The sequence below is a fragment of the Streptomyces justiciae genome (genome assembly GCF_015163075.1).
Taxonomy (GTDB): Bacteria; Actinomycetota; Actinomycetes; order Streptomycetales; family Streptomycetaceae; genus Streptomyces; species Streptomyces justiciae.
In genome coordinates, this window is record NZ_JADDXU010000002.1 from 615,186 (window position 1) to 640,941 (window position 25,756).

The window sequence follows — 25,756 nt, forward strand, 5'->3', positions numbered from 1 at the left end:
GACGTCTCCCCCTGGCCGGAGGAGTTCCTCGCCACCCTTCCCGACGACCGGTGCCGGGGGCAAGGAGAACAGGGCATGGCACAGGTAAGAACGGCGGCCTTCGGTCAGTTCGCCGCCGAAGCGCTGACCGGGGCTCAGCCCACCGAGTCGAGGAGCCGGGCGGTGTGCATCCGACCGGCGTACTCGACGAGCCGGATCAGCACCTCCTTCCCCGAGTCGCGGTCCCGGGCGTCGCACAGCACCACCGGGGTGCCGCGGTCCAGGTCGAGGGCGCGCGAGACGTCCTGAGCACCGTAAGTGCGGGCACCCGTGAAGCAGTTGACGGCCACCACGAACGGGATGTGGCGGTGCTCGAAGTAGTCGACCGCGGGGAAGCAGTCCTCCAGCCGCCGGGTGTCCGCGAGGACCACGGCCCCGAGGGCTCCCTGCGACAACTCGTCCCACAGGAACCAGAAACGGTCCTGCCCGGGGGTGCCGAAGAGATAGAGGGAGAGGCCGGAGCGGATGGTGATGCGGCCGAAGTCCATGGCGACCGTCGTCGTGACCTTCTGGTCCACGCCGTCCGTGTCGTCGACCAACTGACCGGCCTCGCTGAGCAGTTCCTCGGTCCGCAGCGGCCTGATCTCACTGACCGCGCCCACCAGGGTCGTCTTGCCCACGCCGAATCCGCCGGCGACCAGTATCTTCAACGCCAGCGCGGCCTGCTCGCCGCCGCCCTGGGCATCGGAAGTCTCGGAGACCATCGATCACTTCTCTCGGGAGTGCCGGCAACGGTCGGCGGTGCAGGTGCGTGAAGTCAGCATGATGACAACTGCGGCACCCCTTCGAGGGGTTGGACCGCTATTAGACCGATGTGACCGAGTCGTGGGCATGCGCTTTCGAGGTTTCATCTACAGAGCTCGCAGTCCTTCGATGACCTCGCGCAGAATCCGTTCGTCAGGAAGCTGCGCGGGCGGCACGGGGCGGCTGACGGTGACGCAGCCGAGTTCCAGGAGGTCACCGAGCAGCACCCGGACCACGCCCACGGGCAGGTCCGCGCCCGCGGCGAGTTCGGCGACGGACTGGGTCTCCAGGCGGCACAGTTCGATCAGCGCCCGGTGTTCCGGCCCCAGCGACGTGTCCTCGTCGGGGCCGGGTGCCGCCGCGTCCAGCGTGACGAGGGCGATCAGGTCGAAGCGCACCCCGGTGGGGCCGGGTTTGGTCCGTCCGCCCGTCATGGCGTACGGGCGGACGAGGGGTCCGGCCTCGCCGTCGTACCACTGGCTGCCCTGCTCGCGCGGGGCGCCCGTCATGTCCTCCGTCATGGGCGGACCGCCTTCTCGTCTCATCCGGCGGGCGGCCGTGCGGCTACCCGCGGCGCCGTGTACAGGTGCTCGCCGACGCGTTTGACCAGGCGGGCCATCTCGTAGGCCACGAGGCCGATGTCGGCGGTCACGGCCGTGAGGAGGGCGAGGCAGGAGCCGTCGCCGGCGGCGGCCACGAAGAGGAAGCCGTCGTCCATCTCGACCATCGTCTGCCGCACCCCGCCTGCGCCGAAGTGGCGTCCGGCTCCCTTGGCGAGGCTGTGGAAGCCGGAGGCGACCGCGGCGAGGTGTTCCGCGTCCTCGCGGCGCAGGTCGGTCGACGCCCCCACGGCGAGGCCGTCGTTGGACAGCACCACGGCGTGCCGTACCTCGCTGACGCGCAGCACCAGGTCGTCCAGCAGCCAGTCGAGTTCGCCGGACCGCTGAGCGGCCCTCATGGCCGGGTCCTGGATCATGCGGGGTCTCCTTCGCTGCTGTCTCTTGGCGCGGGGGAATCCGGGGCGGCGCCGTGTCCGGGCCGGCGGCCGCCGCCGCGCGCCCAGCCGTCGCGGTAGGCCGCCATCCGGTCCCGTACGAGCTCGGGGGTGCGCCGGTCGTCGCCCGGTGGCGCGGGCCGCGGTTCCGGTTCCTCGGTGCGCGGCGCACGCAGCTGAGGAGCCAGGCTTGCCTGCCGGACGCGACGCGGGAGGTCGTCCGAGGCGTCCGGTCCTTCGGGGTCCTCCTGGGGACGGTGCAGCCGCAGGGTGGCGACGCCGGGGGGCGGGGTGTCACCTGCGGACTCCGCCCTCGCCGTCGCCCTGTTCTCGGCCGGGGCCGGTGCGGGGGCCACCAGTGCGGGTCGGTCGGCCGGCGCGTGGACGGATTCCTGGAGCTGGGCGGCGCCGGGCACGCGCGCGTACTCGCGTTCCGCGTCGGCCGCCTTGCGGGGGGAACGTTCCTCCGCTCCGCTGTGCAGCAGGGCGGTGGGCAGCAGGACGACCGCGGTGGTGCCGCCGTACGGCGAGGTGCGCAGGTGCACCTTGATGCCGTGCCGGGCCGCCAGCCGGCTGACCACGAACAAGCCGAGCCGGTCGCTGTCGAAGAGGTCGAGCGCCTCGGACTGCTCGATGCGGCGGTTGGCCTCGGTGAGGGTGTCCTTGCCCATGCCGAGGCCGCGGTCCTCGACCTCGACGGCGTAGCCGTTGCCGACGGGTTCGCCGGTGACGCGCACGCGCGTGTGCGGCGGTGAGAACTGTGCGGCGTTCTCGACGATCTCCGCGAGCAGGTGGGTGAGGTCGGCGACGGCGCCGCCGACCACGGACGCCTCGGGGAGCTGGCGTACCTCCACGCGCGCGTAGTCCTCGACTTCGGAGACGGCCGCGCGGACCACGTTGGTCAGGGAGACCGGCATGCGCCAGGCCCGGCCGGGTGCGGCGCCGGAGAGGATGATCAGGCTCTCCGCGTGCCGGCGCATACGGGTGGTGAGGTGGTCGAGGCGGAACAGGTCGCTCAGCTCGCCCGGGTCGTCGGAACGGCGCTCCATGCTGTCCAGGAGGCTCAGCTGACGGTGGACCAGGACCTGGCTGCGCCGGGCGAGGTTGACGAACACCCCGGAGATGCCGCTGGCCAGCTCGGCACGCTCCACGGCGGCCCGCAGCGCGGCCCGGTGCACGGTGCCGAGGGCCTCGGCGACCTGACCCGTCTCGTCCTCGGAGGGCGGCCCGGACGGGGCCTCCGCGCGGATGTCGATCTCCTCCCCGGCCCGCAGTTTCCGCATGGCCTCGGGGAGTTTGCGCCGGGCGATCTCCAGGGCGCTGTTGCGCAGGCTCACCAGCTCGACGACCAGACCGCGTCCGATGCGCACGGAGATGACCAGGGAGGCGGCGACGGCGATGAGACCGAGCAGGACGGCCGCGCCGGCCGGGGTGAGCAGTCCGCGGGTGAACGGGTCGGCGCGGTCGGCGACCCCGCGTCCCGCGTCGGCCTCGATCGTCCGCATGCCGTTCTGCACGCGCGCGTGTGCCTTCGTCCAAGTGGCTTCAGGTGCCGCGTTGATCGCGGAAGCGCCCGCGCGGCTCGTGAGGACCCTGTCCTCGACGGTGGCGACGGCGACGTAGTCACCGCCGTCGGCGAGGTCCCGCCAGGCGGTGCGTTCGGAGCCGCGCAGATCGGCGACGGCGGACTCGGTGAGGGCGCGGCGGGTGTCGACGGCGCCGGTGAACAGCCGCAGCCGCGTGCCGTCGAGGCGTCCGGCGAGCCGTGCGCTGGAGAGCACCACGTCCTCCTGGGCCAGGGCCTCGCCCGCGCGGGAGAACTCGAGCAGCACGCGCGCGTCGGAGCCCAGTTGGGCGTCCTGGATGCCGGTGAGGGCGCCGCCGACGGAGAAGGCCGTCGAGATGGTGCGGGTGTAGCGGCCGTAGGTCTCGTCCCAGCCCGCGCGGCGGTCGAGGACCGCGGTGCGCAGGGAGCTCAGTTCCTCGGCGCCGCTGACGAAGGCCTCGAGGCGCTGGGCCACTCCGGCGGGCAGCTCCTCGCTGTCCGCGACGGTGTTGCCTTCGCCGAGCCGCAGTTCCGCGACGGCCTTGTCGGTGCGGTCCGCGAGGGCCTTGAGGTCGTCGGCGCGGTTGGCGGCCGGGTCGGTGGCATAGCGGACCGCGGCCGCGCGCTCGGCCTGGAGGGCGGCGACGGCCGCCGCGACCGGGGTGCGGATCTCGGAGTCGACGCGCTGCAACTGCCGTAGCCGGGAGACGTCCTGGGCGGTGCTCACGGTGGCGTACGCCCACAGGGCTAGCAGGGAGACCACCGGCACCATCAGCAGGCAGACGATCTTGGCGCGCACGGTGCGCGGGCGTATCCGCCAGCCGCCCACGCGCGTGGGCGGGTCGTCGGGGACGGCGCCCATCGGTTCGTCCGGCCCTTCGTCGGCCGGTGGTCCGGCGTGTGCGCGGCGGCCGCGGGCCGGGCCGGCGTTCGGTGGCTCGGAGCCGGTCGTGGGGGTCCTACGGGGTGTTCGCATGGCCTCCTGCCTCGGAGAGTGGTTCGGCTCGCCCGGCGGGCCCTCAGTGGGCGGCGGCGTTCTCGATCGGCCGCTGGGCGGAGGCGGATGCCTCGCGCTCTCCCGTCGAGGGCGACAGGGCGACGAAGGCCGAGGTCAGGAACAGATAGGACCCGAGCCCGACGGCGAGCGGGAAGATGAACTGCATCGCCGTCGCCCCGGCCAGCGCGGCGCCGGACGGGGTGACGCGCACGCTCACCGCGAACATCCCGGTGTAGTGCATGCTGCTCACCGCGGCGCCCATGATCAGGGAGGCGATGGTGACGGCGACGGGCGACTTGATGTTGAGCGCCGCCCACAGCGCGGCGGTCGCGGCCACCACGGCGATCAGGACGGAGAGCCCGACGAGCACCGGGTCGTAGCGCACCTGACCGTGCAGGCGTACGGCGGCCATGCCCAGGTAGTGCATGCTGGCGACGCCGAGTCCGGTGGTGAGGCCGCCGAGGAAGAGCGCGCGGGCGCGGTCGCGGCTGTAGCCGACGGCGAAGACGCCGGCACAGACGACGATCATGGCGACGAGCAGGCTCACGATGGTGAGCGGCACGTCGTAGCGGATGTCGGTGCCGCTGACGCTGAAGCCGAGCATGGCCACGAAGTGCATGGTCCAGATGCCGGTGCCGATCGCCGAGGCCGCGGTGATGAGCCAGTTGCGCCGCGAGCGTCCGGTGGCGCCGAGCGCGCGCATGGTGCAGCGCAGGCCGAGTGCGGCGCCGATGCAGGCCATCACGTACGACAGCACGGGGGTCAGCCAGCCGAGGGCTGCGTGGTCCAGGTGTCCCATGGCCCCGGGACGCTAGTCGGGGCACGGGAGCACAAAGGGGGCGCATTTCGAAAGCTGTTGGAATATGACGCAGCGATGTACCTGAACGATCGCGTCCCGCTCGAACGTGCGCACAGAAGCGTCACCCTTGTCGGTGAGGGATCATGCGGAACATGAGCGACGACCACACACATGTCCAGGAGTTCTTCGGCGCCCGGGCGGCCGACTGGGACGCCCGGTTCCCCGACGACGGTCCCGCCTACGCGGCCGCGGTCGCCGAGCTCGGTCTGCGCGAGGGGGACCGCGTCCTCGACGCCGGCTGCGGCACGGGACGCGCCCTGACGCCCCTGCGTGCGGCCGTGGGCCCCTCGGGAGCGGTGCTGGGAGCCGATCTGACCCCGGCCATGCTCCAGGCCGCCGTACGGGCGGGGCGGGACCGGGACGGGCAGTTGCTGCTCGCCGACGTGGCCGCGCTGCCGTTGCGCTCGTCGTCCCTGGACGCGGCGTTCGGGGCGGGGTTGATCTCCCACCTGCCCGATCCGGCCGAGAACCTGCGGGAGTTGGCGCGCGTGGTGCGCCCGGGCGGCATCCTGGCGCTGTTTCATCCGATCGGCAGGGCGGCGCTCGCGGCGCGGCAGGGCCGTCGGATCACTTCGGAAGACCTGCGCGCGGAGCCCAACCTCCGGCCCCTGCTGGCCGGTTCCGGGTGGCGGATGACGTCGTACGTCGACGAGGACGCGCGGTTCCTGGCGCTGGCCGTCCGCGAGGGCTGACCATGAGGGCCGTCCGCGAGGGCCGACCATGAGGGCCGACCGCGAGGGCCGACCATGAGGGCCGACCGCGAGGGCCGACCGCGAGGGCCGTCCGCACTCACAGCCGCCCGGCGACCGCGGCCACGTACGCCTCGGGGTTGTCGAACATGACGTTGTGGCCGGCGCCGGGCACGGTCACCACGCGCACGCCCGCCTCCTCCAGCCCCTCCCTGCCGTCGAGTTCGCCGCTCGACTCGCCCTGCAGGTACACGCGGTCGACGGTGAGCCCTTCGAGGATCGTGCGCATCACGGGGTCGGACCCGCGCCGCAGCCCGGCCGCCGAGCGGTGCAGGGCGCGCGGGTCGGCCAGCCGCATGGTCGCGGCCCACAGCGGCCCGACCGCCTCCAGCACGCGCGCGTGGCCGCCGTCGACGAAGGCGTCCTCCTCGTAGGAGGCGATGCCGCTGCTGCCCGCGGCCGGCGGCGGGAAGGGATCCAGGTTGGCCTCGGTGAGCACCAGGCGGGAGACCAGTTCGGGCCGCCGGTGGGCGAGCACGATCGCGACGGCGCCGCCCATGCTGTGCCCGATCACCTCGGCGCCGGTCAGTTCGGCCGCGTCCAGTGCCGCGGCCAGGGCGTCGGCGTGCTCTTCCAGCGTGTAGCCGAAGTGCTCGGGCCGGTCGCTGATGCCGTGCCCCGGCAGGTCCACGAACAGGCTGCGCCTGCCCGCGAGTTCGGGCCGGGCGGCGATGTGGGCGTGGTACACGGAGGACATCGACCCCAGTCCGTGCACGTACACGCGCGCGGGTTCCTCGCCGGGCACCTCCGTCCAGCGGATACGGCTTCCCTTGCTGTCGAACTCGGCCTGCTCCATCGCGTCCTCCCTCGTCGACGTCGACGGCAACAATACATCGGTCACGAGGTATAGAGAAGCCGATGTATTCACTGAGCGATGTACACCGGGCGTACGGCAGAATGCGGGCATGCTGGAGCTCGCCATCCTCGGATTCCTGTACGACACCCCGCTGCACGGCTACGAGCTGCGCAAACGCATCACCGCGCTCACCGGGCACGTGAAACCGATCGCCGAGAGCACGCTCTACCCGGCGATCAAGCGCCTGGAGAAGGCCGGGCTGCTGGAGCGCGCCACGGAGCCCGGTTCCGTCGCCGCGCCGCGCCACGTGCTGACGCTCACCGAGGACGGCCGTCACGAGCTGCGCCGACGGCTCGCCGAGCCGGCGCAGCGCGACATCACCGACGAGAACCGCTGGTTCACGCTGCTCGCGTTCCTCCGGCACCTGGAGGACGCGCCCGCGCAGGCGGCCGTGCTGCGGCGCAGGCTGGCGTTCCTGGAGGAGCCGGCGAGCTTCTTCTACGAGGGTGACCGGCCCCTGAGCGCCGAGGAGTTGGACGATCCCTTCCGGCGCGGGATCCTGACGATCGCGCGTGCCACGTCCCGCGCCGAACTCAGCTGGCTTCGGGACACCCTGGCGTCACTCGACGGCTGAACCGTCCAGGGGCCGTACGGGGCATCCACGTACGCCCGGAACGGGGCGGGTGCCCAGGTCCGCCAGCCGGTAGCCGTCCGGGTAGCCCTTGATCTCCCAGTTCTGCCGGGCGAAGTGCGGTGCGCTGCGCGGCGGGAGCAGCCGGACCGCGCGGCCGCGCAGGCGTACCACGCCCCGTACGAGCCGGCGGGTCGCCGCGCCAGGTGTCGGGTAGCGGAAGGCCCGCAGCAGGGGTTCGTCGAGGAGGGCGAGCGTCGAGGTCCGCAGCAGGGGCGCCAATGGGCGCGGGTACCAGGACGCCATCAGGTCGAGCGTGGCGTCCGAGACGCGCCGCGCTCCCTCGTCCCAGCCGAAGTGCGCCTCCTCGTAGGCGTCGAGACAGTCCGCGAACTCCTCGTAGGTCTCCGGGATGTCCCTGATGCCCATGTGCCGCCCCAGGGTGCGGTAGTGGACGGCCGAGGCGACGATCTCGTGACGGGACAGCCGGCGCCATCCGTAGGCGTCGATCCACCGTCTGGGCATCACCACGAAGGTGCACAGGACGTAGCGCATGTCGTCGTTCGTGATGTCGTAGCTGCGGTGCATCTGGTTGATGCGGCGGACCGCCGTGCGGCCCTCCTCGCTGCCGAAGCCGTGCTCGACGACGGCGTCCAGGAGCAGCGAGGTGTCGTCGTATCGTTTCTGCGTCCGGTCCGTGAGCTCCGCCGTCTCGGCGAGCAGTCGGCCGATGCTCGGGACGGCGTAGGTGCGGTAGAGGGCCAGCTCCAGGGAGCGGGTGAAGTCCCAGGGGAACTCGTACGCGGCCATCAGCCGGTAGATCTCCGAGGCGTCCTCGTACGGGTCCATCCGCCGTATCTGCTCGAGCCGCTCGAACCGCTTCACCGCGGCGTCCCCCTTCTGCCGTCGAAGCTCCAACTCTACGTTGAGTAGGAGGAGATGAACGATCAGTACAGGCGGCAACCACGCAGGGGGAAGGTGGTCAGCATGTGGGGCAGGATGCGCAAGGCGTTCGCCAGATTCGTCAACACCGTGCGCGCCGACATCGACGACGGCCGGGACAGGCGCACGCACAACCTGTTCGAGGCCGCGGCGGCCTATGTGTCGGCCTGCGCGGAGGACGACCAGGAGCAGATCGACGAGGCCGCGGGCTGGGTGTCACCGGAGGCGTTGTCGTTCGGGGTGAGCGAGCTGGCGTGCCGGGCCGTCATCGCGCTCGCGCGGGAGCGCGACGAGTCGCCGCAGACCGTCGCCCGTGCCCTGCTGGGGCTTCCGGCGGCCTGACGGACGGGTCAACCGCGGTCGATTCGCCCCGTCCGGTCGGAAAACTGCAGCTCCGGGGTGCATGGGAGTCGTGACAAGCTGCTTCCGCTCGCACTAGGGTGCGCGCCGTTGGACGAACCGATGGGGAGGCTGGGATGGCCGGGACGGACGAGGACGCCGTCGCCGCCGCGGACGATGCGCTCTATGTGCTCACGGCGGTGCTGCTGACGCCGGCGAAGTTCCCGAGCGTGCTGGGCGACGACTATCCGGAGGCCTGCGCGGCGCTCGGTCTCGCGCCGCTCGCCGACGGGTACGGCCTGGTGCTCGGCCAGGACGGCGACGGCTCCCGCTGGACGGTCGTCATCGACGACGTCTCGCTGGTCGCCGTCGCCATCGCGTCGTGGGACTGCGGCATGGAGTACGACCTGTCTCCCGACGAGCACACGGTCGTCGCCGCCCTGCCGGGCTGGCCGCTCGCCGTGGCCGTCGCCGCGCCGGGCGTGCCCGCGCCGCACGATCCCGGCCCGGAGGTGGCGGACCGCCCGCCGTTGACGCCGCCGGACACCTCCACGTGGGGGCCGGCCCAGCGACGTCTGGGCGCGGACGAGATCGCCGTCCAGTGGTCGCTGTGGCGGGACCAGATCGACGACGCGGAGTTCCCCATGCCCGGGGCGGCCGCCGCCGACGACGCCGAGACCGACGAAGCGTCGGGGACGACGGAGAGCTCAGAGAAGACCGAGGGCAACAGCGGCCACCAGGGCGTCCGGCGCGTTCTCGCCGAGGCCCGCGGGTACGTGGACACACCGCCGCCGCTCGGCCGGGTCCGGTCGTCCTTCGCGCCCGGGGACGCCCGCACGCTGCGCGCGGACGGCCCCGGCTGGTCGCTCGTGGCTCGCACCGACGACATCGCCTTCGTCCTGCTGGACGAGGAACCGGGCGAGGTCCTCCCGGTCGGGCGAGGCCCGGAGCTGCCGGGGCTGCTGGAGGCGCTCGACAAGATGGCGGTACGGCCGCTCTGAGCGAGGTCGGCTGGGTCGGCTGATCCAACTGACGGGCCGTGCGCGGTGGAACACCCATGTCGCGGCGTCATTCCATGTGGTCCCACCCCATGGATGACGCGGCGGCGCACTCGCAGGATGGGGCAGCTCTCGACTCCCCGTCCCGTCCTGGAGGCCGGTCATGCGTGTGTCCCGAGGTGTTCCCGTCGTCGCCACGACGTGGGTGGCGACAGCCCTCACGGCAGCCCTCGCCCTGCCGACTCCCGCCGCGGGCGCGGGCGTCGAGACGAGTCACTGCGCGCACCAGGGGCGAACGCGCGTACCGGGCGCGGCCTTCCAGCAGAGCGCCTGCCTCGCGGACCTGACCACGACCGGGCTCGCCGGTACGCCGTACACCGACGCGACCGACCAGGCGGGGCTCACGGCCCAGGGGACACGGACGCCGTCCGGGGTGCCCGGTGTGCAGATCGACGGCTATTTCCCGGACTCGTCGAGCTTCAACGCCACCCATGGCTGGCGGCACGACGCCCAGTTCGTGATCCGGCTGCCGGACCACTGGAACGGCGGGCTGGTCGTCACGGGCGCCCCGGGGACGCGCCGGCAGTACGCGACGGACAAGGCGATCTCCGACCGGGTGCTCGCCCAGGGCTATGCGTACGCCGCGACGGACAAGGGCAACAACGGCGCCGACTTCTACCGCGACGGCACCCGTCCCGGCGACGCGGTCGCCGAATGGAACACGCGCACCACCCAGCTCACGCGCGCGGCCAAGCGCGCCGTCGCCCAGCACTACGGGCGGTCACCGCGGCGGACCTACATGACCGGGATCTCCAACGGCGGCTATCTGACGCGCTGGCAGCTGGAGAACCACCCGGAGCTGTACGACGGCGGCGTGGACTGGGAAGGCGCCCTGTGGACCGAGGACGGCCCCAGCCTGCTCACCTCGCTGCCCACCGCCGTGGCCCGCATGACGGGTTCGGCGACGGACGACGACCTCTACGCGGTGGGGTTCGCGCGCGGCTCCGAGTTCCTGTGGCCGTACCACGAGAAGGCCTACTGGGGTGTCACGCAGAAGATCTACCGCGCCGAGTTCGACCCGTCCTACGACCCCGACTGCCCGGGTCCGACGGCCGGGACGACCACGGAACAGGTCCTGGCGCCCTGTGCCGCGGACGCCGCCTACGACCTGGCGTCGCGCCCCGAGTCGGTCCGGCGGGCCGTGGCCAGGGTCGCGCTGACCGGTCGCATCGGGCGCCCGCTGATCACGCTCCACGGTGACCTGGACGCGCTGCTGCCCAAGGCGGCGGACTCCGACGTGTACGCCCGCATGATCGACGCGCGCGGGAAGGGCCGTCTCCACCGCTATTACACGGTCCAGGGCGGTACGCACGTCGACGGGCTGTACGACACCTATCCGGACCGGCTGCGTCCGATCCTGCCCTGCTACCGGACGGCCTTCGACGCGCTGGTGGCGTGGGTGGAGCGGGGCACCCCGCCGCCCGCGGACCAGGTCGTGGACCGGCCCGCGAGCGGCGACGTGGTCGACTCCTGCGCCCTGGACCACCGGGCCGCGGCGGCCCGGTAGCCCGCGGGTCTCAGCGACCGAGCTCCTTGCGTGTGACACGGCGCAGCCTGCGCCGCTGCGAGGGGTCCAGCGTGAGGTACGCGGCGGCCGGGACTCCCAGGACGATCAGGAGCGCGGCCCACCACGGCAGCCAGAACAGCAGGATGATGCCGACCGCCACACCGCCTGCGGCGATCTTCGCGTTCTTCGACATGTGTCGCCTCCTTCGCGGCCACTGCCGCTCTCTGTCCTGAAAACGGGCCCGCGCTCCCCGCGGTTCCGCACCACGACCCTGAGACGTCCCTGAGGAGCGACCCCTACACGTCCCTGAGACGCACGTCCCTGATACACGTTCCTGAGACGGGGATACCCATCCCGTTGCCGAAGTGACCCGGCTCACAGCCGGGTCATGCCGGGCTCCCTCGGACGGTGCTGTACCCTCGGCCATCGCGCATCGAGTAGTCAAATTTGAGGAGTGCTGCATTCCTGTGCCGAGGATTCCCGCGGCAACACCGTCCGAGATCTCTCAACTGGCCCGCTGCTGTGCCGTGTTCGTACCCGGCGACCCGGCCCGTACCGGCCGCGTCGCCTTCTGGGACCCCGAGGCCGACGCGCCGCCCGGCGTCGCGTCGGGCACCGCGGAGGACCTGAGCATCGTCGTGCCCGGCGAGGGCGGCGTGGAGGCGGTGGTCGTGCCGGCGGTGCTGCTGCCGGTGCGGTCGGCGCTGCCGGTCCTCACGCGTGCGCGTGCCGTGGCCGACGGTCATCGGGCGGCCGTGTTCTGGGGCGCCGCCGCCGTGCACGCCCTCCAGCTGGCGGCCCGCGGGCTGCTGCTGCCAGGCCTGTCCGAGGGCGACCACGACGCCTGGCGGGCAGGGCCGCTGCGCACCGAGGACGTGGAGCGCATCCGCGCACTCGCCGCCGCGATGCCGCCTGAGGCGCACGCCGTGCCGCTGGGTGACGGCGAGCCGGCTGGCGGCTCCGACTCTCTGCGCCTGCCCGACCCGGAGCGGCTGCTGCGGGCCTTCCTGGACGCCGTGGCCGACGCCCTGCCCCGCTCCCCCGCGGCCTCGCTCGTGACGGGCGGTCCCGCCTATGCCGCGCGTGAACCTCGGCATCTGCCCGACCTCCGCCCCTGGGCCGCCGATGTGGCCGCCGGCCATGACGCCGGTGTGCGGCTGTCGCTGCGGATCGAGGTGCCCGGCCTCGAGACGGCGACCCAGGAGGACGCGGGCCTCGTCTTCCGGGCCGTGCCGCAGGTGCACAGCGTGAGCGATCCGGGTCTGGTCGCGGACGCCGCCGCGGTGTGGACCGGCGCGCAGGACGCGTTCGGCCCGCGCGCGCGGATGGACGCACTGCTGGCGCTGCGCCGCGCGGCCCGCGCCTGGCCTCCGCTCGCGCCCCTGCTGTCGGCGCCCGTGCCGGACGCCGTCGAACTCGCCGACGACGATGTCACCGACCTGCTCGCGGAGGGCGCCCGGTCGCTCGGCGCCGCCGGGGTCGACGTCCACTGGCCCAAGGAGCTGGCCCGCAAGCTGACGGCCCGCGCGGTGGTCGGCCCGCCCGACGAGGAGCCAGGCCCCGGGAGGGGCTTCTCCGCCACTCCGTCGTTCCTGTCCGCCGACGCGCTCCTGGCGTTCAACTGGTCGTTCGCGCTGGGCGAGCAGCAGCTCACCCGCGAGGAACTGGACCGGCTCGCCGAGGCCAACCGCCCCGTCGTGCGACTGCGCGACCAATGGGTCCTCATCGACCCCCAGGAGGTGCGCCGGGCCGCCGAGCGGCAGGACCGCAAGGTCACCCCGATCGACGCGCTCGCCGCCGCTCTCACCGGCTCCACGGAGGTCGACGGCCGCCGGGTCGACGTACAGCCCACGGGGTGGCTGGAGAGCCTGCGGGAACGTCTCGCGGACCCTGAGACGCAGGAGCCGGTCGGGCAGCCGGCGGCGCTCGCGGCTACCCTGCGCGACTATCAGCGGCGGGGCCTCGACTGGCTGGCCCGGATGACCTCCCTGGGGCTGGGCTGCTGTCTCGCCGACGACATGGGGCTCGGCAAGACCATCACCCTCATCGCGCTGCATCTGCACCGGCAGACCGAGCCCTCGGCCGCCGGTCCCACGCTCGTGGTGTGTCCGACGTCCCTGATGGGCAACTGGCAGCGCGAGATCGAGAAGTTCGCGCCCGGCACGCCCGTGCGCCGCTTCCACGGGCCGCGCCGCGACCTGGACGCCCTCGCGGAAGGGGAGTTCGTCCTCACCACCTACGGCACGATGCGGCTCGACGCGGGCCGGCTGGCCGCCGTGTCCTGGGGCATGGTCGTGGCGGACGAGGCCCAGCACGTGAAGAACCCGTACTCGGCGACGGCACGGCAGCTGCGGTCCATCGACGCACGCGCGCGTGTGGCGCTCACCGGAACCCCGGTGGAGAACAACCTGTCCGAGCTGTGGGCGATCCTCGACTGGACGACCCCCGGCCTGCTGGGCCGCCTCGGGACCTTCCGCACCCGGTACGCGCAGGCCGTCGAGAGCGGCCAGGACCCGGCCGCCGCCGAACGGCTCTCCCGGCTCGTGCGCCCCTTCCTGCTGCGCCGCCGCAAGTCGGATCCGGGGATCGCCCCCGAGTTGCCGCCGAAGACGGAGACCGACCGCGCCGTCTCGCTCACCCCGGAACAGGCCGGGCTGTACGAGGCCGTGGTGCGCGAGACGCTGGCGGAGATCTCCGGCGCCGACAGCATGGCGCGCCGCGGACTGATCGTGAAGCTGCTCACCGGCCTCAAGCAGATCTGCAACCATCCGGCGCAGTTCCTCAAGGAGGAGCAGCCGGCCATCGCCGGACGGTCCGGCAAGCTGGAACTCCTCGACGAGCTGCTCGACACGATCCTCGCCGAAAAGGCGGGCGTGCTGGTGTTCACCCAGTACGTGCAGATGGCCCGCCTCATCGAGCGGCACCTCGCGGCGCGCGGAGTGTCCTCGCAGTTCCTGCACGGCGGTACGCCGATCGCCGCGCGCGAGGCGATGGTGCAGCGCTTCCAGGACGGTGAAGTGCCGGTCTTCCTGCTGTCGTTGAAGGCCGCCGGCACCGGGCTGAACCTGACCCGGGCCGAGCACGTCGTGCACTACGACCGCTGGTGGAACCCCGCCGTCGAGGCACAGGCCACCGACCGGGCGTACCGCATCGGCCAGCACCGGCCCGTGCAGGTTCACCGGCTGATCGCGGAGGGCACGATCGAGGACCGCATCGCCGACATGCTCAGCCGCAAGCGGGAGTTGGCCGACGCGGTGCTCGGCGCCGGTGAGGCGGGACTCACGGAGCTGACGGACGCGGAACTGGCCGATCTGGTCGAACTGCGAGGGGGCGGGCGATGAACACGTACGACGGGACGAACCCGTATGACGACACAACGGAGCGGACGTTCGCCGCGTTCCCGCCCGCGCAGGGGCGGGGCTTCGCCCGGAGCTGGTGGGGGCAGGCCTGGCTGAAGGCGCTGGAGGACACCGCGCTCGACACGAAGCAGGTGAAGATCGGACGCGCGCTCGCGCGCGCGGGGGCCGTCGGCGCGGTGTCGGTGCGGCCGGGCAGGCTCACCGCCGTCGTCCAGGACCGCGACCGCACCCCGCACCGGGCGGACGTGCTGCTGGAGCAGCTGTCCGGCGAACAGTGGGACCGCTTCCTGGAGACGGCCGTGGAGCGGGCCGGGCACATCGCGGCGCTCCTGGACCGCGAGATGCCTCCGCACCTGGTCGAGGACGCGGCGGCCGCAGGCGTCGAACTCCTGCCGGGCCTGGGCGATCTGGAGCCGGAGTGCGACTGCGGTGCCTGGGACCACTGCGGGCACACCGCGGCGCTCTGCTACCAGGTGGCACGCCTGCTGGACCAGGACCCCTTCGTCCTGCTGCTGATGCGCGGACGCTCCGAACGGGCCGTGCTGGACGACCTCCAGGCCCGCACCGCCGCACCCGCGCCGTCCGAGACGCCGGCCCGTCAGGAGGGCGTGGACGCCGCGGAGGCGTTCACGGCCGGGGACATCCTGCCGCCGCTCCCCGCGCTGCCGGAACTCCCCGCGGAACCGGGCACACCGCCGTCGCTCGACACGGGGACACCGGCCCCGCCCGGCGTCGACCCGGCCGCTCTGGAGTTCCTGGCGGCCCGGACCGCTGCGGAGGCGCACCGTCTGTTGATCGAGGCGGTGCGTGAACAGGGTTCCGTGGAGGAGGAGTTGACGATCGGGCAGGACGCGGTCCGGCTCGCGCTGGGCGACCCCTGCGGGGCCGTGGCCGAGCGGTTGGCCGTGGGGTCGGGGCGGGACCCGGCGGAGCTGGAGTCGGCCGTGCGCGCGTGGCGGTACGGCGGCGTGGCCGCGTTGTCCGTCCTGGAGGAGGAGCGCACGGTCGAGGGCGAGGAGCTGGCACGCGCGCGTGCCGTCCTCGACGCGGCATGGGACGAGGACGAACGCCCGCCGTTGTCCGCGCGGGGCTGTCGTTGGACCGTCGCCGACGCCCGCAGCCAGTTGCGCCTGGGGCGCGACGGCCGCTGGTGGCCGTACCGGGAGGAGCGGGGACGCTGGGTGCCCGCCGGCCCGTCGGCCAACGACCCGGCGACGGCGCTGGCTTCGGCGGAGGAGGCCACCTCCACCGGTTGACCTACGGGGCTCGTCGAAGTGCCGCACGCGAGCTCGACGAGCCCCCGCCACACCCCGTTCACCCGGCCGTCGTACGGCGTTCCGCGCGGGGCCCAAATCTGGCCGCTGTCAGCACACTTGTTCCCAGGAGGCCCGATGTCCCCGCACGCCACCGGCAGGCGCCGCGTCCACCGTTCCGTCGCGGCGGGCGTGCCCCTCGCCGTGCTGGCCGCGCTCGTGGCGACCACCCCCGCCGAGGGGGCCACGCCCGAGGCAGCGCACGTGACGCGTACCGCGACCCTCGGGGACATCCCGCTGGGCACCTTCAGCAACACCCTGCTGCCCGGCACCGTGGACGACGACCGGGGCGTGGACCTCGGCGGCATCGGCAGCGACCTCTACCCGGCGGGCCGCAAGGGCGAGTTCTGGACGGTCACCGATCGCGGACCCAACGGCCAGATCAAGATCGACGGCAAGAAGCGCCGCACGTTCCCCGTGCCGGGCTTCGACCCGGCGATCGTGAGGATCAGGGTGTCCGGGGACACCGTCGAGGTGCTGGACGCGATCCCGGTCACGACCTCGTCCGGCAAGCCCGTCACCGGGCTGTCCAACCAGGAAGGACGCGACGAGGCGCCGTACACCTATGACGCGCGGACGCGGCTGGCGTACGACCCGAACGGGCTGGACACCGAGGGCGTCGTGCGGGCCGCGGACGGGAGTTTCTGGCTCGTGGACGAGTACGGGCCGAGTCTCGTGCACGTCTCCGCGCGCGGGAAGGTGCTCACCCGGTACGTGCCGCAAGGGCTGAACCTCACCGGCACCGACTACCCGGTCGTCGAGGCGCTGCCCTCCGTGCTGCTGCACCGGAAGATCAACCGCGGCTTCGAGGGGCTCGCCCAACTCCCGGGCGGCGACCTGGTGATGGCCGTGCAGAGCCCGCTGTCCCTGCCGGACACCGACGCCGGCGAGGCGTCGCGCACGACCCGTCTGCTGCGTTTCTCGCCCAGGAAGCAGGCCGTCACGGCCGAGTACGCGTACCGCTTCGACCCGGTGGACGTCGTCGACCCGGGCGAGGACGACACCTCGGAGCTGAAGATCTCCTCGGTGGTCGCCGTGGGCGGCGACCGGCTGCTGGTCGAGGAGCGCACCGACAAGGCCGCGCGGCTCCAGCTCGTGCGCCTGGAGCGGGACGCGGACATCCTCGGCGGCCCTTGGGACGACGACACGACGTCCCCGTCGCTGGAGCAGCTCGACGACCCGGCCGTCGCGGGGGTGCCGGTGCTCGGCAAGCGCCTCGTCGTCGACCTGGGGACGGTCGACGGAGTGCCCGGGAAGATCGAGGGGATCGCGCGCGTGGACCACGACACGCTCGCCCTGATCAACGACAACGACTTCGGGATGACCGACGGCGCGGGCGCGTTCGACGCGCAGGGCCGGCTGGTCGACAGCGGTGTGGAGACGACGGTGACGTACGTGCGGCTGCCGCGCGGGATCTGATCACGTCAGGGGTTGCGTGAGCTTTCGGCTGCCGGCACCCGTGTCGGCGGCCAGGCTGCACGCGACGTCGTCGATGCCGACCCGGTACCCGGTGGTGTCCGGGTACTGCACGAGGGTGCCGCGCACGGTGTCCTCGGGCTGGCTTTCCGCCTTGCTGTCCAGGGTCCGCTCGCAGAGGGCCGACGCGGCCTTTTTCAGGGCGCTGTCGGTCGCGTAGTCGCCTTCCAGCTCCGCCACTTTCACGACCTCGGCGTCATGCGGCTCCCGGCAGGAACGCTTGGCGGCCTGTCCGGGCCGGGCGGCGTCGGTGTCGAAGCAGTCGCCCGCCTGAAGCGTGTAGTAGGGCACCTCGTCGGCCGCCAGCGACGGGATCAGCGACTCCAGGCCGCTCGGGAACTCGCTCGGCAGCTCGGTGGGGAACTGCGACGGCAGCTTCGTCGGCACCTCGCTGGGGAGCTTGCTCGGCAGTTCGCTCGGCAGGCTCAGCGTGGGGCTGGGTGAACTGCTCGCGCTGGAACCGGGCTTGTCGTCGGGTGAGTCGTCGCCCCCGGCCGCCATCAGGACGACCGCGGCCACGGCGGCGCCCGCCACGAGCACGGCGAGCAGGATGAACAGCGGGTTGCGTCCCGGACCGCGCCGCCCGCCCGGGCCCTCGGGCGGGTCCGGCGGAGGCGGGGGCGGCTGCCATCCTCCGTAGGAGGGCGGGCCGTCGCCTCCGGGAGGAGGGCCGTACCCTCCGGGAGGCCCGTAGCCCCCTCCTGACCCGGGGCCGAAGCCCTCAGGGGGCGGTCCGAAACCGCCGCCGGAAGGCGGTGTGTCACCCGGCGGCCCGGGCGGCTGAGGCGGTACAGGCGGCATGGCCATACCGTCCAGAGTCGCCGCGAAGCGGGCAGGGCGCGACCCCCGCACGGAAGTTGATACGGACTCATGCCATGGACCGCATGATTCCGGAGCATTCCGTGCGGACCGTTCCGTGCGGAGGTCGGTCGCCCCTACACGCGCGCGTGCCTGACAAAACCTGCGGCGGCAGATGCGCCGCAGGCCCACGCGCGCGTGCGTTCATGACGTGCGCACGCGCACGTGTCAGCCGCGCGCACCCAGCAGGTGGTCCATCGCCAGCTGGTCGAGCTGCTCGAAGGCCATGCCGCGCGCTGCGGCCGCGTCCACGTCGAAGTCCTCGAACGCGGTGCGGTCGGCGAGCAGCGACTTCAGGCCGTCCGCCGCCGTGGGCTGCGCCAGCTCGTCCAGACGCGCGGCACGCAGCGCCTCCTGGACCGCAGGGTCGGCACGGAAGGCGGCCGAACGCTCCTTCAGGATGAGGTAGTTGCGCATGCAGCCCGCGGCCGACGCCCAGACGCCGTCGAGGTCCTCGGTGCGCGGCGGCTTGAAGTCGAAGTGCTTCGGGCCCGCGTAACCGGCGCTCTCCAGCAGGTCGACCAGCCAGAAGGCGGCACGCAGGTCGCCCGCGCCGAAGCGGAGGTCCTGGTCGTACTTGATGCCGGACTGGCCGTTGAGGTCGATGTGGAAGAGCTTGCCCGCCCACAGGGCCTGCGCGATGCCGTGCGGGAAGTTCAGCCCGGCCATCTGCTCGTGGCCGACCTCGGGGTTGACGCCGTAGAGCTCGGGGCGCTCCAGGCGCTCGATGAACGCCAGCGCGTGGCCGACGGTCGGGAGCAGGATGTCACCGCGGGGCTCGTTCGGCTTGGGCTCGATGGCGAACTTCAGGTTGTAGCCCTGCTCGGTCACGTACTCGCCGAGGAGGTCGAAGGCCTCCTTCATGCGGTCCAGCGCGACGCGTACGTCCTTGGCGCCACCGGACTCGGCACCCTCGCGGCCGCCCCAGGCGACGTAGGTCTCGGCGCCGAGCTCGACCGCCAGGTCGATGTTGCGGATGACCTTGCGCAGCGCGTAGCGGCGCACGTCACGGTCGTTGGCGGTGAAGCCGCCGTCCTTGAAGACCGGGTGCGTGAAGAGGTTGGTGGTGGCCATCGGCACCTTCATGCCGGTGGCGTCGAGGGCCTCCCGGAAGCGCTTGATGTGCCCCTCGCGCTCGCTGTCCGAGGACCCGAAGGGGATCAGGTCGTCGTCGTGGAAGGTCACACCGTGGGCGCCGAGCTCGGCCAGGCGCTGCACGGTCTCGACAGGGTCCAGGGCACGCCGCGTGGCGTCGCCGAACGGGTCCCTTCCCTGCCAGCCGACGGTCCACAGGCCGAAGGTGAACCTGTCCTCGGGGGTGGGCTGGTAGTTCATGCCGCGGCTCCTACTCGCTGACGACTGCTCTCCACGACTATTTCGTCATGGCGGTTTACAAATTAGTATGCCCACACGTCTCAGGGAAGAGACAAGATGTCTCCAGAGGGAGACACGCCGCACATGAGGGAGAAACCCGATGTCAGCTGCCGAGGGTCCGCTCGTCGTCGGCGTGGACACGTCCACGCAGTCCACCAAGGCCCTGGTCGTCGACGCGTCGACCGGCCGGGTGGTCGCGAGCGGTCAGGCGCCGCACACCGTGTCGTCCGGCGCCGGCCGCGAGAGCGACCCGCGTCAGTGGTGGGACGCCCTGGGCGAGGCCCTGCGCCAGTGCGGCGACGCCGCGCACGAGGCCGCGGCGGTGTCGATCGGCGGCCAGCAGCACGGCCTGGTCACTCTGGACGAGCAGGGCGAGCCGGTGCGCCCGGCCCTGCTGTGGAACGACGTCCGCTCGGCGCCGCAGGCCGCGCGGCTGATCGAGGAGCTGGGCGGTCCGAAGGCCTGGGCGGAGCGCACGGGCAGCGTGCCCGGCGCGTCGTTCACGGTCACGAAGTGGGCGTGGCTGGCCGAGCACGAACCGGACGCGATCCGCGCGACGAAGTCGGTGCGCCTCCCGCACGACTACCTCACCGAGCGCCTCACCGGCCAGGGCACGACCGACCGCGGCGACGCCTCCGGCACCGGCTGGTGGGCGTCGGCGACCGAGTCGTACGACGCCGAGATCCTCGCCCATGTGGGCCTCGACCCGGCGCTCCTCCCGCGCGTGGTCCGCCCCGGCGAGGTGGCGGGCACCGTGCGCGACAGCCACGACCTGCCGTTCTCCAAGGGCACCCTGGTCGCCCCCGGCACCGGCGACAACGCGGCCGCCGCCCTGGGCCTCGGCCTGCGCCCCGGCACCCCGGTACTGAGCCTGGGCACCTCGGGCACGGTGTACGCGGTGTCCAAGCACCGCCCCGCCGACCCGACCGGCACGGTGGCGGGCTTCGCCGACGCGCACGGCGACTGGCTGCCGCTGGCCTGCACCCTGAACTGCACCCTCGCCGTCGACCGCGTCGCCGCCCTCCTCGGCCTGGACCGCGAGGCCGTGGAGCCCACCTCCGACGTCACGCTCCTGCCGTACCTGGACGGCGAGCGCACCCCGAACCTGCCGAACGCCTCGGGCCTGCTGCACGGGCTGCGCCACGACACGACCGGCGGCCAACTGCTCCAGGCCGCCTACGACGGTGCCGTGCACGCGCTCCTCGGCGCGCTCGACCTGGTCCTGGACGAGGACGCGGACCGTTCGACGCCGCTGCTGCTGATCGGCGGCGGCGCCCGGGGCCGGGCCTGGCAGGAGACCGTACGACGACTGTCGGGGCGGCCCGTCCAGGTGCCGGAGGCCAAGGAGCTGGTCGCGCTCGGCGCCGCCGCGCAGGCCGCAGGCCTGCTGACCGGCGAGGACCCGGCCGCGGTCGCCCGGCGCTGGAACACGGCCGCCGGGCCGGTGCTGGAGGCCGTGGAGCGGGACGAGGCGACGATGGCGAGGATCTCCGGGGTACTCTCCGACGCGGCTCCGCTGCTGGCGGGCGGTCATTGAGCACCACACCCGATGACCGAGGACTGAGGGACTGAGGGAGGCATGACCGCACCGCTGCACGACACCCACCCGGCCGGTCCGGGGCGCTCGCTGCCCGACACCCAGCAGGGCATGCGCCGCCGCAACCTGGCCCGGGTGCTGCACACGGTCAGCGCCGAGGGGCCGCTGTCCCGTGCCGCGGTCGCCTCCCGGATCGGGCTGACCCGTGCCGCCGTGTCCAGCCTCGTCGACGAGCTCATACGCTCCGGCCTGCTGGAGGAGCTGGGACCCGAGCGGCCGGGCCGGGTGGGCCGCCCCGGGTCGGCACTCGCCGTCAGCGGGCACGGCCCCGCCGGGATCGGCGCCGAGATCGGCGTCGACCATCTCGCGGTCTGCGCGGTCGACCTGCGCGGACGAGTGCGGGCACGGGCCGAGCGGCACGTCGCGAACCGCGGCCGTGCCCCCGGGCCCGTGATCGAGGAACTGACCGAGCTGGTGCACCGGGTCGTCGCCGAGGCGCAGGGCGAGGGGCTGTGGCCGGCGGGGCTCGCGGTGGCCGTGCCGGGCCTGGTCGCCCGCGACGCCAGCACCGTCGTCCGCGCCCCGAACCTCGACTGGCACGACACCGATCTCGGCGCCCTGCTGCCCTCGGCGTACCCGCTCACCGTGGACAACGAGGCGAACTTCGGCGCCCTCGCGGAACTCTGGCTCGGGGACGCCACGCCGCACGACTTCCTGCATGTGTCGGCGGAGATCGGTATCGGTGCGGCGCTCGTCGTCGCCGGCGGTCTGCTGCGCGGGACCCGCGGCTTCGCGGGCGAGCTGGGACATGTGCCGGTGCAGCCGGAGGGTCCGCCCTGTCCGTGCGGGGGGCGCGGGTGTCTGGAGCAGTACGCCGGTGAGGAGGCGGTGCTGCGGGCCGCGGGGCTCGAACTCGGCGAGGACCGTGTCGGGCTTCTCGCGGGCCGTGCCGCCGACGGTGACGAGGACGTACGGCGGGCGCTGCGCGAGGCGGGGGCGGCGCTCGGCGTCGCGCTGACGGGGGCGGTGAACCTGCTGGACCCGGAGAGCGTCGTGCTCGGCGGCGCGCTGTCGGGGCTCGCGCCCTGGCTGCTGCCCTCGCTGGAGGCCGAGTTGGACCGGCGGACCGCGGGCCCCGCCTGTCCGGTGTCCGTGTCGCGGCTCGGCCCCGAGGGACCGCTGCTGGGTGCCGCGCACTCGGTGATCCGCGGGGTCCTCGACGATCCCGCCGCGGTGGCCGAACGGGCCTGATCCCGAGGTCGCCTCATGGCCGAACGGGCGTCTGATCCCGAGGGCGTCTCGTGGCCGAACGGCCCTGAACCCAGGCCCATTTCACCCCTGTGGGTGATCGAGATATCCACAGATCGGGCGTCGTCCACCGAAACCCGCCGCACCCTTCTGCCCACCCCGCCCGCGCCGTACCGTGATGCACGCGAGGCACAACTGCCATGACAGCGGTCGGGGACGAGGGGATGCTGATGTCGGGGGAAACGGTCACGGAGCTGCGGCACGATGCCGTCGGTCTGCGCGAGGTGCGGCGATGAGCGACCTCCGCGTCCTGACGGTCCGGCCCGAACCGGGCGAGTACGCCTGGACGTTCGGCGGCGCGCCGCCGGTGGCGCGGATCGCGCCCGGCACGGTCCTCGACCTGTACACCGAGGACTGTTTCGCCGGCCGGGTGCGGTCCGAGAAGGACCTGGTGTCCGAGGTGTGCGAGTTCCCGTTCCTGAATCCGCAGACCGGCCCGTTCCACATCGAGGGTGCCGAGCCGGGCGACACGGTCGCCGTGCACTTCGTGTCGATCGAACCGGCGAGGGACTGGGCCGCGTCCACCACCGTCCCCCTGTTCGGCGCGCTCACCTCCACGCACACCACGGCCACCCTCCAGCCGCCGCTCCCCGAGACGGTGTGGATCTGGCAGCTGGACCGGACACGTCGCACGGCGTTGTTCCGGGCGCGCGACAGCGACATCGAGGTCGAGCTGCCCATGGACCCGATGCACGGCACGGTGGGGGTGGCCCCGGCCAATCTGGAGGTCCGCTCGGCGCTGGTGCCCGACGCGCACGGCGGGAACATGGACACCCCGGAGATGCGGGCCGGCGTCACCTGCTACCTCGGGGTCAATGTGGAGGGAGCGCTGCTCAGCCTCGGCGACGGGCACGCCCGGCAGGGCGAGGGCGAGACCTGCGGGGTCGCCGTCGAGTGCGCGATGAACACGGTGGTGATCGTGGAGCTGCTGAAGGGGCTCGCCACGCCCTGGCCGCGCATCGAGTCGGACACCCACATCATCTCGACGGGGTCGGCACGCCCCCTGGAGGACGCCTTCCGGATATCCCAGCTCGACCTGGTGCGGTGGCTGGTGCGGGACTACGGGTTCAGCGAGCTGGACGCGTATCAGTTCGCCACCCAGGCCGTCGAGTCGCCGCTGGCCAACGTGTGCGACACCAACTACACGTGCGTGGCGAAGATCCGCAAGGAGTGGCTGCCCGCGCGGGAGACCCACCGAGGCGTGCACGCGCGGCTCCGGGAGACGGCTGCAACCCTGCTCGCCTGAGCCGCGTCTCGATCAACACCGCACCACCGAAAGGCTCTTCGACCATGGAACGGGCAAGACCCCTGCCCAGCAGGCGCCGGCTGCTCAAGGGCGCCGCCCTCGCGGCCGTCCCGTACGCCCTGCTGCCCGACCCGCCGGCGGGCGCGGAGACCCACGCCGTCGACCACACCACCGCCGAGTGGCAGCCCGCGACCACCGCCAACTACACCACCGCGGACGTCCTCACGCCCCGCCCCGTCGACCTGGTGATCATCCATGTCACGCAGACCAGTTACCGCAAGACCCTGGGCGTCTTCCGGAGCCCCGCGAAGAAGGTCTCCGCGCACTACGTGGTCCGCTCGCGGGACGGGAACATCGCGCAGTGCGTCCGGGAGGCCGACATCGCCTGGCACGCGGGGAACTGGGAGTACAACACGCGCAGTATCGGCATCGAGCACGAAGGGTGGGTGGACCAGCCGGCGTACTTCACCGGCGCCCTCTACGAGCAGTCGGCGGCGCTCACGGCGGACATCTGTGTCCGGCACGGCATCCCGGTCGACCGCGCGCACATCATCGGACACCACGAGGTACCGGGCACGGACCACACCGATCCGGGGCCGCACTGGGACTGGGGGCACTATCTGAGATCGGTCGAACAGGCCGCCCGGTGACGTCGTTCGGGTGACTGCGGTCGAAAAGGTTGTCCGGGCGCGTACCGGGAGTGACGATGGCACCAGCCGCATCGCCGTTCGGGGAGGCCGAGTTGACCGATCCGTGGGTGGCCCTGGAGCCGGGGGCCGACCCTGCCGAGCACGTGCGCATGCTGCGCCGGGCGCACGAGACATTCACCGAGGGAGGTGCCGTGCCGCGGCCGGTGCGTCCGGTGGTGGCGGACTCGTGGCGGCGTTCCGCGCGGGCCGGCGTCGGTCCGGACGCCACCGCGAGCGTGGAGCTCCTGGACGGCGACCTCGGCGCCTACCGGGCCGAGCATCCGCTGGCGCGGGTGATGCCGCTCTTCCGTGAACTGCTGGGCACGTTCGCGGCGGACGGCGAGCATCTGCTCGCGGTGTGCGACGCGCACGGCCGGCTGCTGTGGGTCGAGGGGCACGCGTCGACCCGACGGCGGGCGGACCGGATGAACTTCGTGCCGGGCGCGCGCTGGGCGGAGACCGCGGTGGGGACGAACGCGCCGGGTACGGCGGTGGCCGTGGACCGGCCGGTGCAGGTGTTCGCGGCCGAGCACTTCATACGGCAGGTGCAGCCGTGGACCTGCGCGGCGGCCCCGGTGCACGATCCGCGCACGGGCCGGGTGCTCGGTGCCGTCGACATCACCGGCGGGGACGGGCTCGCGCATCCGCACAGCCTGGGGTTCGTGCAGGCGGTGGCGCGGGCCGCCGAGTCCCAGCTGGCGCTGCTCGCGCCGGAGATGCCCGCCGCCGACCTGCCGGAGCTCAGCGCGCTGGGCCGCGACGAGGCGCGGCTGCTGGTCGGCGGGCGCGGGATCAGGCTCAGCCGCCGGCACAGCGAGCTCCTCGTGCTGCTGTCCCGCCATCCGGAGGGGCTGACCGGCGACGAGCTGCTGTGCGCGCTGTACGAGGACGAGTCGGTGACACCGGTGACGCTCCGGGCCGAACTGGCGCGGCTGCGCCGGGTGCTCGGGCCGGGGCTGCTGGAGTCACGCCCGTACCGGCTCACGGTGCCGGTCGAGTCGGACGTGGCCGTGGTGGAGCGGCGGTTGGAGACCGGCGCGGTGACGGCCGCGGCGGCGGCGTACTCCGGTCCGCTGCTGCCCTCCTCGCAGGCCCCGGCGGTGGTGCGGCTGCGGGAACGGCTCGCCGACGGGCTCCGGACGGCGCTGATCGCCCGCCGCGACCCCGACCTGCTGGCGGACTGGGTGCACACGCCCTGGGGCGAGGACGACTTCGACGTATGGCGGGCGCTGGCGGCGGCGCGGCCGACGGCGGCGGTGCGGGCCCGGCTCGCGGCCCTGGAGTCCGAGCTCACGTGGCGGCGGCCGGCGGCAACGTAGTTGCAACGTCCGCTTCCCTAGCCTCGCGCCGAGAGCTGCCCAACGGCGGGCAGCGCTTCGCAGGGAGGCAGAGCAG

General features: G+C 73.0%; 23 protein-coding genes. 13 read left to right on the plus strand and 10 right to left on the minus strand.

Annotated features, from left to right (window positions below):
* Positions 1–134 precede the first annotated feature (134 nt).
* The 5 genes from IQ210_RS06810 to IQ210_RS06830 all read right to left on the minus strand — a co-directional run bounded on the left by IQ210_RS06810 (position 135) and on the right by IQ210_RS06830 (position 5,119).
* Positions 135–743 (minus strand): GTP-binding protein, encoded by a 609-nt coding sequence (locus IQ210_RS06810; protein ID WP_194077924.1) that lies wholly within the window; start codon positions 741–743, stop codon positions 135–137.
* 147 nt (positions 744–890) lie between these two features.
* The gene (locus IQ210_RS06815) at positions 891–1,304 is read right to left on the minus strand and encodes a DUF742 domain-containing protein (RefSeq protein ID WP_194077925.1); all 414 of its coding nucleotides are present in this window, start codon (positions 1,302–1,304) and stop codon (positions 891–893) included.
* A 20-nt stretch (positions 1,305–1,324) separates the two neighbouring features.
* The gene (locus IQ210_RS06820) at positions 1,325–1,759 is read right to left on the minus strand and encodes a roadblock/LC7 domain-containing protein (protein WP_194077926.1); all 435 of its coding nucleotides are present in this window, start codon (positions 1,757–1,759) and stop codon (positions 1,325–1,327) included.
* A complete protein-coding gene (locus tag IQ210_RS06825; protein ID WP_194077927.1) occupies positions 1,756–4,299 on the minus strand; it encodes a sensor histidine kinase in 2,544 nt (847 codons plus the stop codon). Before IQ210_RS06825 ends, IQ210_RS06820 begins: the two co-directional genes overlap by 4 nt.
* 43 nt (positions 4,300–4,342) lie before the next feature.
* Positions 4,343–5,119, minus strand: a complete 777-nt coding sequence (locus IQ210_RS06830; protein WP_194077928.1) for an MHYT domain-containing protein — start codon at positions 5,117–5,119, stop codon at positions 4,343–4,345.
* A 152-nt stretch (positions 5,120–5,271) separates the two neighbouring features.
* Here IQ210_RS06830 and IQ210_RS06835 point away from each other — a divergent pair, with 152 nt between their 5' ends.
* A complete protein-coding gene (locus tag IQ210_RS06835) occupies positions 5,272–5,871 on the plus strand; it encodes a class I SAM-dependent methyltransferase (RefSeq protein WP_194077929.1) in 600 nt (199 codons plus the stop codon).
* 97 nt (positions 5,872–5,968) lie between these two features.
* On the opposite strand, the gene IQ210_RS06840 is transcribed toward IQ210_RS06835, so the two are convergent.
* Positions 5,969–6,724: an alpha/beta fold hydrolase gene (locus IQ210_RS06840; protein WP_194078211.1), complete on the minus strand. Its 756-nt coding sequence runs from the start codon at positions 6,722–6,724 to the stop codon at positions 5,969–5,971.
* A gap of 109 nt (positions 6,725–6,833) precedes the next feature.
* Here IQ210_RS06840 and IQ210_RS06845 point away from each other — a divergent pair, with 109 nt between their 5' ends.
* Positions 6,834–7,358, plus strand: coding sequence for a PadR family transcriptional regulator (locus IQ210_RS06845; protein ID WP_194077930.1), 525 nt, complete (start codon positions 6,834–6,836; stop codon positions 7,356–7,358).
* Here IQ210_RS06845 and IQ210_RS06850 read toward each other — a convergent pair.
* Positions 7,344–8,240, minus strand: coding sequence for an oxygenase MpaB family protein (locus IQ210_RS06850; protein ID WP_194077931.1), 897 nt, complete (start codon positions 8,238–8,240; stop codon positions 7,344–7,346). The two genes, IQ210_RS06845 and IQ210_RS06850, sit on opposite strands and share 15 nt — an antisense overlap.
* Positions 8,241–8,342: 102 nt before the next feature.
* On the opposite strand from IQ210_RS06850, the gene IQ210_RS06855 reads away from it, so the two are divergent.
* The 3 genes from IQ210_RS06855 (at position 8,343) to IQ210_RS06865 (ending at position 11,201) form a co-directional block, all read left to right on the plus strand.
* Positions 8,343–8,639, plus strand: a complete 297-nt coding sequence (locus IQ210_RS06855) for a hypothetical protein (RefSeq protein WP_194077932.1) — start codon at positions 8,343–8,345, stop codon at positions 8,637–8,639.
* Between the two features lie 134 nt (positions 8,640–8,773).
* Positions 8,774–9,637, plus strand: coding sequence for a hypothetical protein (locus tag IQ210_RS06860; protein ID WP_194077933.1), 864 nt, complete (start codon positions 8,774–8,776; stop codon positions 9,635–9,637).
* Positions 9,638–9,797: 160 nt separating this feature from the next.
* On the plus strand, positions 9,798–11,201 hold the full coding sequence (locus IQ210_RS06865; RefSeq protein ID WP_194077934.1) for a tannase/feruloyl esterase family alpha/beta hydrolase: 1,404 nt from the start codon (positions 9,798–9,800) through the stop codon (positions 11,199–11,201).
* 10 nt (positions 11,202–11,211) lie between these two features.
* On the opposite strand, the gene IQ210_RS06870 is transcribed toward IQ210_RS06865, so the two are convergent.
* A complete protein-coding gene (locus IQ210_RS06870; protein WP_059198412.1) occupies positions 11,212–11,394 on the minus strand; it encodes a hypothetical protein in 183 nt (60 codons plus the stop codon).
* Between the two features lie 274 nt (positions 11,395–11,668).
* Between IQ210_RS06870 and IQ210_RS06875 the strand changes: the two genes are divergently transcribed.
* The 3 genes from IQ210_RS06875 (at position 11,669) to IQ210_RS06885 (ending at position 17,292) form a co-directional block, all read left to right on the plus strand.
* Positions 11,669–14,542, plus strand: a complete 2,874-nt coding sequence (locus IQ210_RS06875; RefSeq protein ID WP_194077935.1) for a DEAD/DEAH box helicase — start codon at positions 11,669–11,671, stop codon at positions 14,540–14,542.
* Positions 14,539–15,816, plus strand: a complete 1,278-nt coding sequence (locus tag IQ210_RS06880; RefSeq protein WP_194077936.1) for an SWIM zinc finger family protein — start codon at positions 14,539–14,541, stop codon at positions 15,814–15,816. The genes IQ210_RS06875 and IQ210_RS06880 overlap by 4 nt, the downstream gene beginning before the upstream one ends.
* A gap of 135 nt (positions 15,817–15,951) precedes the next feature.
* On the plus strand, positions 15,952–17,292 hold the full coding sequence (locus IQ210_RS06885) for an esterase-like activity of phytase family protein (protein ID WP_194077937.1): 1,341 nt from the start codon (positions 15,952–15,954) through the stop codon (positions 17,290–17,292).
* On the opposite strand, the gene IQ210_RS06890 is transcribed toward IQ210_RS06885, so the two are convergent.
* Both IQ210_RS06890 and xylA read right to left on the minus strand, forming a co-directional pair.
* On the minus strand, positions 17,293–17,889 hold the full coding sequence (locus IQ210_RS06890) for a hypothetical protein (RefSeq protein WP_194077938.1): 597 nt from the start codon (positions 17,887–17,889) through the stop codon (positions 17,293–17,295).
* 486 nt (positions 17,890–18,375) lie between these two features.
* A complete protein-coding gene (xylA, locus tag IQ210_RS06895) occupies positions 18,376–19,542 on the minus strand; it encodes a xylose isomerase (protein ID WP_194077939.1) in 1,167 nt (388 codons plus the stop codon).
* 139 nt (positions 19,543–19,681) lie between these two features.
* On the opposite strand from xylA, the gene xylB reads away from it, so the two are divergent.
* The 5 genes from xylB to IQ210_RS06920 all read left to right on the plus strand — a co-directional run bounded on the left by xylB (position 19,682) and on the right by IQ210_RS06920 (position 25,680).
* Complete coding sequence (gene xylB, locus IQ210_RS06900; RefSeq protein WP_194077940.1) at positions 19,682–21,118, plus strand: xylulokinase; 1,437 nt, start codon at positions 19,682–19,684, stop codon at positions 21,116–21,118.
* A 42-nt stretch (positions 21,119–21,160) separates the two neighbouring features.
* The gene (locus IQ210_RS06905; protein ID WP_194077941.1) at positions 21,161–22,369 is read left to right on the plus strand and encodes an ROK family transcriptional regulator; all 1,209 of its coding nucleotides are present in this window, start codon (positions 21,161–21,163) and stop codon (positions 22,367–22,369) included.
* A 289-nt stretch (positions 22,370–22,658) separates the two neighbouring features.
* Positions 22,659–23,672, plus strand: a complete 1,014-nt coding sequence (locus IQ210_RS06910; protein WP_194077942.1) for an acetamidase/formamidase family protein — start codon at positions 22,659–22,661, stop codon at positions 23,670–23,672.
* A 44-nt stretch (positions 23,673–23,716) separates the two neighbouring features.
* Positions 23,717–24,322, plus strand: coding sequence for an N-acetylmuramoyl-L-alanine amidase (locus tag IQ210_RS06915; RefSeq protein ID WP_194077943.1), 606 nt, complete (start codon positions 23,717–23,719; stop codon positions 24,320–24,322).
* A 92-nt stretch (positions 24,323–24,414) separates the two neighbouring features.
* Positions 24,415–25,680: a GAF domain-containing protein gene (locus tag IQ210_RS06920; RefSeq protein ID WP_194078212.1), complete on the plus strand. Its 1,266-nt coding sequence runs from the start codon at positions 24,415–24,417 to the stop codon at positions 25,678–25,680.
* Positions 25,681–25,756: the final 76 nt, after the last annotated feature.